11 protein-coding genes are annotated in these 12,035 nt (G+C 60.9%); 4 read left to right on the top strand and 7 right to left on the bottom strand.

The annotated features are described in order from the left end of the window. Positions 1-377: 377 nt before the first annotated feature. Both VGO04_RS21955 and VGO04_RS21950 read left to right on the top strand, forming a co-directional pair. Positions 378-1,076: a helix-turn-helix domain-containing protein gene (locus VGO04_RS21955; protein ID WP_327498069.1), complete on the top strand. Its 699-nt coding sequence runs from the start codon at positions 378-380 to the stop codon at positions 1,074-1,076. 61 nt (positions 1,077-1,137) lie between these two features. Beyond that, positions 1,138-1,353, top strand: coding sequence for a hypothetical protein (locus tag VGO04_RS21950; protein WP_327498068.1), 216 nt, complete (start codon positions 1,138-1,140; stop codon positions 1,351-1,353). Between the two features lie 48 nt (positions 1,354-1,401). Here the strand turns inward: VGO04_RS21950 and VGO04_RS21945 are convergent, their stop codons facing one another. The 4 genes from VGO04_RS21945 to repA form a co-directional block, all read right to left on the bottom strand. After that, positions 1,402-2,568: an RHE_PE00001 family protein gene (locus VGO04_RS21945; protein ID WP_327498285.1), complete on the bottom strand. Its 1,167-nt coding sequence runs from the start codon at positions 2,566-2,568 to the stop codon at positions 1,402-1,404. 687 nt (positions 2,569-3,255) lie between these two features. Further along, the gene (repC, locus tag VGO04_RS21940) at positions 3,256-4,545 is read right to left on the bottom strand and encodes a plasmid replication protein RepC (RefSeq protein WP_327498067.1); all 1,290 of its coding nucleotides are present in this window, start codon (positions 4,543-4,545) and stop codon (positions 3,256-3,258) included. Between the two features lie 156 nt (positions 4,546-4,701). Then, positions 4,702-5,703, bottom strand: coding sequence for a plasmid partitioning protein RepB (gene repB / locus VGO04_RS21935; protein ID WP_327498066.1), 1,002 nt, complete (start codon positions 5,701-5,703; stop codon positions 4,702-4,704). Between the two features lie 3 nt (positions 5,704-5,706). After that, positions 5,707-6,903 (bottom strand): plasmid partitioning protein RepA, encoded by a 1,197-nt coding sequence (gene repA / locus VGO04_RS21930; RefSeq protein WP_414650587.1) that lies wholly within the window; start codon positions 6,901-6,903, stop codon positions 5,707-5,709. 324 nt (positions 6,904-7,227) lie between these two features. On the opposite strand from repA, the gene VGO04_RS21925 reads away from it, so the two are divergent. Beyond that, positions 7,228-7,413, top strand: a complete 186-nt coding sequence (locus VGO04_RS21925; RefSeq protein ID WP_327498064.1) for a hypothetical protein — start codon at positions 7,228-7,230, stop codon at positions 7,411-7,413. A 142-nt stretch (positions 7,414-7,555) separates the two neighbouring features. Then, positions 7,556-8,329 carry a histidine utilization repressor gene (gene hutC, locus VGO04_RS21920; protein ID WP_327498284.1) on the top strand — a complete coding sequence of 258 codons (774 nt, stop codon included), beginning with the start codon at positions 7,556-7,558 and terminating at the stop codon, positions 8,327-8,329. 104 nt (positions 8,330-8,433) lie between these two features. Here the strand turns inward: hutC and VGO04_RS21915 are convergent, their stop codons facing one another. The 3 genes from VGO04_RS21915 to VGO04_RS21905 form a co-directional block, all read right to left on the bottom strand. Then, positions 8,434-9,687 (bottom strand): adenylate/guanylate cyclase domain-containing protein, encoded by a 1,254-nt coding sequence (locus VGO04_RS21915; protein WP_327498063.1) that lies wholly within the window; start codon positions 9,685-9,687, stop codon positions 8,434-8,436. A 153-nt stretch (positions 9,688-9,840) separates the two neighbouring features. Further along, a complete protein-coding gene (locus VGO04_RS21910; RefSeq protein WP_327498062.1) occupies positions 9,841-11,310 on the bottom strand; it encodes a HAMP domain-containing sensor histidine kinase in 1,470 nt (489 codons plus the stop codon). Further along, the gene (locus tag VGO04_RS21905) at positions 11,307-11,981 is read right to left on the bottom strand and encodes a response regulator transcription factor (protein WP_327498061.1); all 675 of its coding nucleotides are present in this window, start codon (positions 11,979-11,981) and stop codon (positions 11,307-11,309) included. The genes VGO04_RS21910 and VGO04_RS21905 overlap by 4 nt, the downstream gene beginning before the upstream one ends. Positions 11,982-12,035: the final 54 nt, after the last annotated feature.

The raw sequence follows: 12,035 nt of genomic DNA, 5'->3' as shown, positions 1-12,035 counted from the left end.
CCGTCGCCTGCAGACTTAGCCCTCTACGCCCTGCCCGATGGTTCGCTTCCAGACTTCTGTCGGACGACAACTGGCGATGACGGTGGGCAACAGCCTGTTCACAAGCATGTCTGCAGCGCCTGCCGCTTCTTCTGGGCGCTGTTGCCCCTTCCCGACGATACAGTCGGGGAACGGTTAGAGCCAAGCCTCCCATCCATCGTCAAGGTGGTGATCGCTCGATCGACGCCGCAGATTCACTCGCCAAACGCCAGTCCGCGCGGACCGCCACAGGCCGTTACACGGCCTTGAACCTCTGTTGACAGCTGTCAACAGTCTCCCTGACGGCGGAAATCACAGGGGCGACGCGCCTCCGTGCATCCGTAACGCGGACCCATTCCATGCCTGAAAGTCAGCTTACAGCCGCCACACCCGTGGCTCCCCCTCGCACGCCCCTGATAAGGACACCTCGCCAGCCAGCGCGCAGCCGCGTTGTCGGCGAGAACCATACTTTGCTTTATGAAGGTGGCCGCAACCGCTCGCTCTACCGCGTGGTCGATGGTTGCGTCGTCCTCTCGCAACTCCTCGGCGACGGCAGACGACAGATCACCGATGTGCTCGGCCCAGGTCGGCTGTTCGGTTTTACGGTCGACGGCCGCAACATCGCCACCGCCGAGACGCTGAGCATCGCGCGCATCGAGCCGCTGGGTGATGCCGATTTCAACGGCACCGATCCAACCGTTGCCTGCGAACTGAGAGCGACCGTACACCGAATGCAGGCGCATGCCACCTTGCTCGGACGCAAGACTGCCAGCGAAAAGGTCGCCAGTGCGCTGGTGGAGCTCTCCCGCCTGTTTAACCGTGCCGGCCGTCATGGTGCCCCTGCCCGGCTGAGTTTCCACCTTCACCTTACGCGCGCTGACCTGGCAGATTGGCTGGGCCTCACCGTCGAAACCGTCAGCCGCTGTCTCAACCGTTTCAAGCGCGATGGCCTGATTGACTTCAACCACCCGAAAACCATGCGCGTGCTTGACCCCGAACGCCTCGACGCGACCGCTGGCTTCAGCCGCCCGCGCACCACGGATGCAACACGATCCTAACACCAAGGGCGGCCCAGTCTCACCCCCCACCCCACGGGATCGCGCAAGAAAAGGAAAACCAATGATCGCAAGACTTGTCTACCATGTGCCGGTATTCGGCTGGATGCTGAAGGAAGCTGTGCAAGGATCGCAAACGGCGAAAGTGCTGTTTCTGGTTAACTGCGCCTTGATCTGGCTTCTTGCCATCATCGCCTTCGGCTATCCGGCAATCATCATCCCGGCGCTGGCGCTTGTACCGACAATCTTCGTGCTGCTGATCTTGATCACCACGGGCTGACGGAACACCTCGGCCCGCATACCGCTTGGGCGCGGGCTCCTTCGCCTTTTACAGTACCCCCCAGCCGCGGTAGCGCCCGCGGCCGGTCATCTCGCGGATGCCGAGCTCATTGACCAGATTAAGGGCACCGCGCGGCGTGACGCCGACGTGGCGAGCAACCAGCGCTGCAGATACGATTGGTCGCGACAGAACAAGTTCGATCAATGCCGGCAGACTGCTGTTGGAGCGGCGGTCGCGAACGCGCATCTCCATCTGGGTCTTTGCAAGTGACAGCCGGTCGAGCTCCTTGAGGCCCAGCTCCGCCGTCGCCGTTATTGCCTCCAGAAAGGCGCTCCACCGGGTGAGTGCGTCCGGCGATCGCCGCCGTTCATACCGGATCGTCTTCAGACCGGTGTTGAAGGCGAGCAGGTGCGACGTGACTTTGCCCCTCGTCCGCAAGTATGCGCTGACCATCAGCGCGCCCAGCCAGTGCTGGCGGCGCAGCGGTTCCTTCCTGTCCCAAGCGTCGTAAAGCAGGACCGCGCCAAGGCAAGGCGGCAGCTGATCCGCTTCGGCGATCACCTGACGCCAGTCATCAAGACGCGCTTCTTCGTCCCATTCTTCGTCAAACAGCAGGCCCAACTGGCCGAGCGGTTCCTGAGCCGTTACAAGGGCCGCTCGTTCGGCGACATCGAGAGCATCCTGTTTGTGCGCATCAAGCAATTGCTGCGAGCGGGCAATCGCGGCGTCGATAGCCGCAAACTCAGCGGCCATTGGATTTTCGTCCGGACGCCCGTCGTTTTCCAGGTCCTGTCGATGACGTTCATCATCGCTACCCCGATGCACGCCTGACTGCGTCCCGGGCGCAGCGCGGGGATCCGCCACGGCGACCTGTTCACCGCGTAGCGTGGCGAGGCCCTGGCTTGAGAGGGCCCATCCAGGCTCCGCCAACCAGATTCGCCGACGAGCCCGCAGCACGGAATGCGCGATCGTCAGTTCATGCGTCGGCGCGCGGGCATCCATATGGGCATCATGCAGAACCAAGTCCTCGACATGGACAAGCTCGCCTGCGACCCAGATTGCGGCCGTGGCATCGAAAAAATGGCCGCGTTCGCGATAACCCTCTTCAACCACGTGACGGCTCGCGCGCTCGTCAAGGCGCGCTAGCGTGTCCTCGGCGGCAATCATCAAGGGGATCAGAGCTGGGTGGAAGGGATCAGGGGTCTGGTATCGCATTTCGAACGATGGGGTTGCTGCGGATATGGAACCTAACACGATAATCAGTTCGGTCACAGATCGAAGGTGTCATGTTCCCCCGTTGAGAAGGGTTCAGGAGGGAAGGGGAGGCGGAACAGATACCTGTCCGCCAGCTGGCCATGCACTGTTGCCAGCTGCTTTCGCCAACCGTTGACAGCTGTCAACCACGCGCTGAGGCAACGCTGTCCAGAAAACTGCCAGTTCACAGTCGGTGGATGTCTATTCGACCGGTTGGTCCGCACCTCTTCTCATGAGCGGGGAGGGTGCTTTCCCCGAATCCGACGTCGTTGACAGCTGTCAACCGTGCCCATATCTCAAACGCAAGCTTAAGCAGATGAAACATGGCCCCCAAGCTCCGCAATGCAGAGCTTCTTTGCCCCCTCATAGGCGTCCGACGCGTCAACAACGCGGTACATCAAACGCGACCGATTTCATTCCAGTCTGTCAGACGGAATCAAAGTCCCCCTTTCTTTCCAAAAGGGACGGAAACACTAATGTTTTCTGAGGAGTGACTTCGTCGAGAACGAACCATCTGGCATCAAGATAGCGCAAGGATGTCAACGAATCCCTTCTCGGCAGTGTCCCTCATTTCCCCGCTGCAAACAAGCGCTTGGCAACCTCCACAAGGCGATGGTTTGTTTTCCGAGGCGGTGCGTTGAACTTCGTTCAAGTCCCCATCGCGATACCTCCAGCCTGGGCGCGCAGCCGTGCAGACAGCATCCCAGAGACCGTGAACGATTGGCCCTTTGCCCTGCGCGTCAGATCACGCAGATAGCCGCCGGCGGAGTGAATGTGTTCCGATCGTTCGAGAAGGCATGCAAGCACGGTCGCCGTCGTTTCCGGACCGAGCGTGGCGCAGGCATCGTCGTAGGCATCAGGGCTGATCCCGAGCATGGTTCTGACGACGATTGCCGCCGAGAGCAGGTCGCGCCAGGTTTCGATGCGGCCGGAGGGGCCGTAATCGCGGATCTGCGGGCAGGCTTTAAGAACAACCGGCAGCGCGGTTGCATGATGCGGTGTTTGTGGCTGGCGCACTGCTACAGACTGGCTCGTGGCTTGCCGATCGTTCAACGGCGGTTCTACCGATCGGTTTCCACTCGAGCATAGTTCTTCAGCCGGAACCGAATTTTCAATGCCAACCTTCTCACAAGCAATTTCAGATTCAGGAAGATAATCGGATTCTGAACTCTGTATGTGCCGCTCATCTTGGCGTGCATTGGCAGCCGTATTTTGCGTTTTCAGAAGCTTTTCCAGATGATTAGTCAAATCGTCACGCAGTGCGGAGAGAACGTCCAATGTCCGAACCACGTCGACGATCAAGGGCTTGCGTGAAAGCGCGTCATAGACGCTCTGGCAGGCCGTCTCAGCCTCGTTCGCACGGTGCTGGTCGGACTGACGTAAGAGCTCGACGAGTTTGACCACGTCACGTCGGCAGAGGCTCAACCGCTCGCGCATGAGCTGCAGATAGCGACGGTCAGCTTCCAGGCGCGCGGCTTCAGCCTCAAACTCGGCTGCCCGCACCAGCATCGGCGAAAGGTCGAATCCGAAGGCCTGGCCGATCGCGCCTTTGCGATCGCGTCGGGCGTAACGTTTGCCATTGGGGCTGTCACGCCTGAGGATGAGGCCGGCTTCGATAAGCGCGGTGAGGTGTCGCCTGAGCGTCGTCTCGGCCATGCCGTGCGTCCGCAAGGAAAGCTGCGCATTGGATGGAAACACGACGAGGCCGCTGGCCGTATCCAGCTCGGTCTTCGGGTAAAATGACAATAGTGCGTTGAGCACGGCGAGCGAACGATCGGAAACCCCAAGGCTCGTCTTGGCGGCACAAACCGTTCGAAATAATTTCCATTTGTCGACGCTCCCATCGTCGACGGCCGGAGCGCTTGAAAGTTGGTGTGCCAACATCCCAAGCGTCATCGACCGCCGCCCGAAGGGCGTCGTGACAATCCCACGATCCATTTTTCTTCACCTTTTCCAAGGCAAAAGAAGTCCGTTCGCCGAAACGACGTTGAAAACTCTTGACACCGATTCGCGGAAATGGGATTCTCTAGTTGCTACACGAGAGAAGGGTTTCCGCAGCGCTAGTCGTTCGGAAGCCTTTTTCTTTTGCTCTGTTTAGTCTCCTGTTTCCTCTTGATATTCGAGGTACAGAGACTTGAGCCTCTGCCTCACGAAATCTGCAAAGCCCGGCGCCGACTTCCGGCTGAATGTTAACGTCGTTCCGCTTTCCGTTTCGCGGATACGGATCGGGCTTGTCTCGTCGGGCGCCACCCAAGGAATAGCCTTGGCACGGGCCCTGGACGTGCTCAGAAACGTGCACAGCGCATCAAAGCGCTGGTCGCTCGAAGCCTCCTGAAATTCTTGGCCTTGCATGAAGGCGCTTGCTGCTTCGGCCTTCTCGTCCGGAGAGAGCAACTCGGCGAGCTCGAACCAACGGCGCCGACCGATCGATGGCGCCGGGCCAATGGCCTCTATTGCGACAATCGGTAGCCGGCGAACAACCGACACCATCTTCGACAAAGCGGCCTTGTCGACGCCCAGCGCTGCCATGATGATCTCGCGCGAAAACCCGCGATCCTCAAGTCGTGTGGCAAACAGCGCGCGCTCTATGAACGAGAGGTCGGCGCGGGCGTTGTTTTCCTGACCCTGCGAGACGACCAGTTGCTCATCGTTAAGCTCGCGGACAACGGCGCGGACCTTGCCGCCAATCTCGCGCGCGGCTGCGAGCCGGCGGTGGCCGTAGGCAACCTGATAACGCCCCTCGGCGGTCGGGTGCGGGCGCACCAGGATCGGCACCTGCTGCCCGTGCTCCCTGATTTGGGCGGCCAGGCTCTGTTGCTCATGCGCGGCGACACCAAGGCGATCGGCGACGAACGACGCATCGACATGCGCGGGGTCAAGCTCCACGACCGCAAGGCCTTCGGCCAGTTGTCGCTCGAGCTCCTGGGCGCGCTCGACCTTCTGTGTGATGTTCGACAAGGACCGCGTGATGCCGCCGACGGCAGCGGCTGGACGCGGAGCCGGATTCAGCCCGGCAATCGGCCGGTCGGCGGCTGCGCGCTCGGCGTCCGCATCGATGGGGTCGTCGGAAATCCCGATCAGGTTCTTGCGGGCCATGGATTACTTCCTCCCCCAGACCTTGCGGACCAGATCCTCGATCTCGCCGTTGACAAGGTTGAGCGAATCCATGGCGCGGTCGTAGGTGCCGCGGACAAACTGCGAGCGTTCCACTTCGTAGAGTGTCTGTTTGGTCACGCCGGCGTCGGAAATCGCTGTCGACTTCACCATGGCATTCTGCAGCATGCGATTGCCGAAAATGGCGCGCATGAAGCCGGTCATCTGGCTTTGAGGGCCATCATTCGGCTCGAAACGGGTTCCGAGATAACGCATCCAGTCGTAACTGGTGCGACCACCGGCCTTTTCGACGACGCTCATCAGTTCGCTGGTCATCGACAGGAATTGCGACATCGACATCACGTCGAGCATCTGCGGGTGCACGGTGATCAGCACCGAGGTGGCGGCGCAAAGCGCCGACATGGTGAGAAAGCCAAGCTGCGGCGGGCAATCGATGACGACAATGTCATAGAAGCTCTCGACATCGGCCAACACATCTCCGATGCGGGCGAAGAAGAGGGTTTCGGCGGCTCCGCCCGTCATCATCGCCTTCGGCGTCTCGTGCTCGAATTCCATGAGCTCGAGATTGCCGGGAATGAGATGCAGATTGGCGGTATAAGTCGAACGAACGATATCGGTGATCGGCCTCGGCGCCTCATAGCGGATCGCTCCATAGAGCGTCTCGCCTTCGCCGACGTCCAGCTCCGGCTGATGGCCGAAGAGGGCGGAAAGCGAGGCCTGCGGATCGAGGTCGATCGCCAGCGTCCGATAGCCGCGAAGCGCCAGATACTGTGCAAGATGGGCGGATGTCGTCGTCTTTGCCGACCCGCCTTTGAAGTTCATGACGGAAAGCACCTGCAGCTTTTCACCGCCGCGCCGGTGCGGCACGTATTTGCCGGACTTCCCGCCTTCATCGAGAACGCGGCGGATGCGCTCGATATCGTCGACGGCGTACATGCGCCGGCCGTTTGACAACGGTGCGGGGCCATGGCCCTCTGAGGCCACCTGCCTGAGGTAACCTTCGCCGATTCCGATGAATGCGGCAGCTTCGGCAGGACTGAAAAGGCGCATCGCCTTTTGTGCCTGCGGGGGGAAGATTTTCTTTTGATGCTGCTGCAACTGATGCGCAAGTTCCAAAGCGTCGGCTGCCAGGAGCGTCGGTAGATGCTCCTGTACGTCCTCGCTCTGAATTTTTTGCTGCAACATCGATATCCCCGAAAACTGCGCAAAAACCGTCATATCCGGACAATATGCGCAGATGCACTATGCTCCGATTCGGCGCGGTTTTACAAATGCATAGCGATTTGCGCCGATGCTCGGCGGGTGCGCCTGAGAGGAGAGCCCGCGCGGTCAAGAGTTGTCCGCGGACAACTCCACCGGCTGGTGTGTGCTACCGTCTTGCGCCTGTGCATGTGGAGAGACAACCTCGTCCTAACATTTCCAATTAAAGCATAGAATTTATAGACTATTGACAGCGAGCGGGATTGTGTCAGGATTGTGTCCATCGAAGACGCGAGAAGGTTCGACATGTTCTATCTTGGTGGAATGACCCTCGGTTATCTTGCCCCGCCACCGCCAAAGGCGATGAAGCCGGTTCGGCAGACGCGAACGGACGTCGACACAAAGGCGTCCGACAGCAGCACCGGCGAAGAGTGTGATCGCAATCAGGAGTGGGCGCGCGCATTTCTCACGCCCTGGCACCTGCTTTACTGATCATCTTTCTTGTCTGACCACGCAAGGTGCGGCGTACGGCCGTTGACAGCTGTCAACATCGGCTTCGGTGCCCGCCGTGGAAAAGCGCAAATCGGAGAGGGAAGGGCTGTTTCGGGCCCGCGAATTGATTAAGTTCGCTGTCATGGACAGCAAGCAAGATCAAACCGCTTCGAATGAGACCCAAGGCGTCGCCGACCAGGGGCAGTCATTGTCATTGCACCAGCGTATTCTGGGCGAAGTCGAAGGGCGGATCCTTTCAGGCGAATGGCCCCCGGGGCACCGAATCCCTTTCGAACACGAGCTGACCGAGCAGTATGATTGCTCACGCATGACGGTAAACAAGGCGTTGACGGAACTCGTCAAGCGCGGCCTGATCGAGCGCCGGCGCAAGTCCGGAAGCTACGTCACGTTTCCTCAGGTTCAGTCTGCCGTCATGGAAATCCACGACGTCAAACTCGAAGTTCAGTCATTGGGGCTCGACTACAGCTTCCGGCTGGACGAGCGAAGGGTACGAAAGGTGGAGGGCAGGGACGTCGAACGACTGGACCTTCCCGCATCGGCAAGGCTGCTGGAACTGACATGCCGGCATTTTGCCGGCACCCGTCCTTTCTGTTTCGAAGAACGGTTAATCAGCCTTGCGGCCGTGCCCGAGGCGGAGGCGGAACTGTTCGAGGCGTCAGCGCCCGGTTCGTGGCTGCTCGGTAAGGTTCCGTGGAGCACGGCCGAGCACCGTATCCGCGCCGTTGCCGCCAACAAGATGGCAGCGCAGGCACTGGATATCGCCACCGGCACCGCCTGCCTGGTGATCGAGCGGCGCACCTGGAGCGGGCGCGCGCCGGTTACGCATGTGCGCCTCACCTATCCCGGAGATCGCCACGAACTGGTCGCGCAGTTTGCTCCGAGCCCAATCGGGTAGGCCGCGGCGCCACGTTTCGCGATAGTTGTCCGCGGACAACTTTGGTCCATGCCAGAGGCTTTCCCCGGATAGGCTAGCCTATCGATGATGCGCGGCTGCGAAGATTACCCGGCAACCATCCGCAAGGTTGGTGCCGGACCGTTGCCCGAGAAGGCGTAGACTTCGATGGGCTCGCCAATGCCCCTCACGGGATAGGCGCCTAAATGCTCCATACGGGAGCCACAACCGGCCAGTTCGACGAAGGCCCGCGACAAGAGTACCGGACGCTTCGTCTCTTTCGTCAGGCTCTCCAGCCGCGAAGCGATATTGACTGCGGGGCCGATCACGGTGAAATCCAGCCGCCGACGCGAGCCGATGTTGCCGTACATAACGTCACCGACATGCACGCCAATACCGTATCCAAGCCGCTCGCGGCCCTTGGCAAGGTTGTCCTCGTTGAGCAGGGCAATGGCCGCTTCGGCCTCGCGGATGGCCTCGAGCAGGTTTTCCGCTGCGTCCGCGTTGCTCAGCGGGAAGATCGCTAGCAGCCCATCTCCCATGAACTTGAGGATCTCGCCGCCATGGCGTTCGATCGGTTCCGACATGGCGTCGAAATAGGAATTGAGCAGATCGATCACGTCGTCGCGTGGCCAGAGATCGGACAGCTGGGTGAAGTTTCTAAGGTCACAGATCAGGATCGCGGCGCTCACCGTTACGCCGCTGCCGCGCGTCGTGGCGCCGGCCAGGATCTGTTCGCTTGCATGCGGGCCGACATAGGTTTCAAGCAGCGTTCGCACGAACCGGTTCTTGAGCCGGATTTCACTCACCAGCGCCAGGGCGGGCAGGAGATCTTGAAGAAATGCGATGTGCTCTTCTTCGAAGCCGCCTTTGCGATCTGTGGCAAACGTCACGACGTGGCGTTTGCCGAGCGTATGTTCGAGCGGCCAGGCGATGTACTCCGTCAGACCGTCCGCCTGTAAGTCGACATAGAGTGAGTTCTGGGCGTGTTCGTCTGAAAGAATTTCCAGATTGGTACGGACTTCCGGCGCGCCTTCGTGGATGAGATAAAGCGGGCTCTTGAGGTACACGGCGGTGTTTTGAGTGCCGTAGTCATAAAGGTCGATCTCGCCTTCGGTGAGGCCCTTGCTCCACAGGATACGGGCACCAAGCCATTGCGGGTGGTTGATGCGGAAATGCAGCGTCGCACGGGCGACCGGCACCCCGGCCGCCACCAGCCGTTCGCACATCTCGACAAGGATGTTGTCGATGAAGCGTTGGTCGCGCGTTTCGATGATCAGCCAGTCGAGTACGCTCCGGCGTCGGACGGGCCAGCTGCCATCTTCAAGTGAAGGGGTAGGGGCCTCAGATGGGGTTTGCATTGCTGTTCTCCATGACGGTCGAACGGATGTGCTCTGCGTGAACCGAGCGGTCACGATGTGTCGCAGCAAATGTGGAGCATCCGTCACGCCTTGATAAGGGGGGAACCACAAAGCTTTTGAGAAAATCGGGGTTGGTGTTCTCGCCCGTTTCTGTCAGGCCGTGGAACGGGCCGGACCGCTCACTGGGCGAGCGTCGCTGACGAGCGGCAGTTGCAGCCGGATCCGCGTGCCTTGCCATGGGCCAGCGAGGATATCAATGCGGCCGCCATGCAGGCGGGCGATCTCGCGGGCGAGGTTAAGCCCGAGCCCGGCACCGGTGGAGCGCGGACGCAGCCGATAGAAGGGTTCGAAGACCCGCTCCCTTTCGGCCGCGGGAATGCCGGGGCCGTCGTCGTGAATTTCGAGGCCACCCTCCGCGTTGACAAGGACAGTGATCGTCCCGGCACCGCCGCCATGTTCTATGGCGTTGCGCAACAGGTTGGCCGCAGCCTGTTCGATCTGGCGCGGCCGCGCGTTGACCTTCGCCACCGGCACCTTCGCTTCGAACGCCAATTCGTAGCCGGCTTCAAATGCGAGCGGCGCGAAATCCGCTGCCGTGTTTTTCGCAAGCCCGACAAGGTCCACCACCTCTGGCGCATCGCTGGCATGTTCAAGCACTTGCCGGTCGAGAAGCTGCTGAGCGAGATGGGAGAGACGCTCGATATCGAGCCTCAGCCGGGCGCTTTCGACATCTTCCTGCAAAAGCTCGGCGCGGGTGCGAAGAATGGCGATGGGTGTGCGCAGTTCGTGGGCGGCGTCCGTCAGAAAACGGTTGCGTTGATCGTACCCTTCGCCAAGCCGCGCCAGTGCCTTGTTGAAGGCCTGCACCAAAGGAGCGACTTCCGACGGCACCTTTTCCGTTTCAAGCTGCACTGCGCGGTTATCGATGTCGATGCGGCCCGCTTGGTCGGCGGTCGAAACGAGACTGGCGAGCGAGCGGCGAACAACGGCAGGCGTTGTCATCAGCGTGGTCACGCCCATTACAAGAACAATCGGCAGCAGGAATCCAAGAGCAAGCAGCACGAGCACCGGCACGACCTCGGTCCAGGTGGTTGTGCCGTCGATGTCACGCGCGACGTCGACGTTCACATGGATCTGCACATCCAGCGGGCCATTGTCGCGACGAGACGAAACGGTCGACGTGATGATCTGGACCCGTCCGGCGTCGGTTTCCGCATTGCGCAGGACAGCGTCCGGAAGCTTTCCGCCTTCGGTGAAAAGCAATGTCGCTCCTTCGACCCGCTGAAGCAGGTCGCCGCCGCTTGCGAAATAGGGCGCGGGAACGTCTCCTTGGCGCAGGATCTGGCCGCCTACGTCGCGAATGACGTACCAGAGATTGGGGTAGGACTGGCGTAGGTCGGCGAGTTCCTCCGTCTGGCGCACCATCAGCCCGCCGTTCGCGTCGCGTCCGACGGCGCGATTCAGGATATCGAGTGCAGCCTCGTTTTCGAGCACAAGCCGCGGCTGGGCGATGAAGAGCGCACCGACGAGCAGACCGATGAACACGAAAAGGGTCGCCGCCTGCAGAAGGATCAGCCGGCGTACGAGCACCCATTGTAACGAGCGCGGACGGATCTCGGTCATGTTGTCGCGCGCAGGAGATAGCCGAGATTGCGGATGGCCCTGATTTCGACGCCGGCGCTGACGTCGTCGAGCTTTCGGCGCAGGCGGGAGAGATGGGAGTCGAGCGCGTTGGATTCGATTTCATCTTCCATGGCGTAGACCGATTCCTCCAACGTTGCCCGCAGCACAGTCCGGCCGGGGCGGCGCATCAAGGCCTCGAGTGCGAGCCGTTCCCGCCGCAGGAGGTCGAGCGGCTTGTCGTCGACGGCCGCCTCGCGGTGGCGAAAATCGTAGATGAGCCGGCCGACCTTCGTCTGCTCCGCTTTAAGCGAGACTGGCCGGCGGGCAAGAGCCCGCAACCGGGCCATCAGTTCTTCCACGGCAAAGGGCTTGGAAAGATAGTCGTCGGCACCGGCGTCGAGGCCGCTCACCCGATCGTTGATCGATCCGAGCGCCGTCAGCATCAGGACCGGTGCTTCAACGCCAAGGGTCCGCAGCTTCGGGATAAGGGTGAGGCCTTCGCCATCGGGCAGCCGTCGATCGAGCACGACGACATCATAGGGCCAGAGTTCGGCGACGGCCTCGGCATCAGCAAGCGTTGCGACGTGGTCGACGATCACCTGGCGCCGTGCCAGGGCCGTCTTCAGGGCCGATGCCATCTCGGGTTCGTCTTCCAGCAGCAGAATGCGCATTCAATGCTCCCTCCTTGGCCGACACCGGCAGGGCGGCCAACCTGTCATTGCGTC

Source organism: Ensifer sp., from assembly GCF_035999185.1.
In the GTDB taxonomy this organism is placed as follows: Bacteria; Pseudomonadota; Alphaproteobacteria; order Rhizobiales; family Rhizobiaceae; genus Ensifer.
The sequence above is the reverse complement of the archived record's forward strand: the minus strand, read 5'-3'. Positions and strand labels throughout refer to the sequence as shown.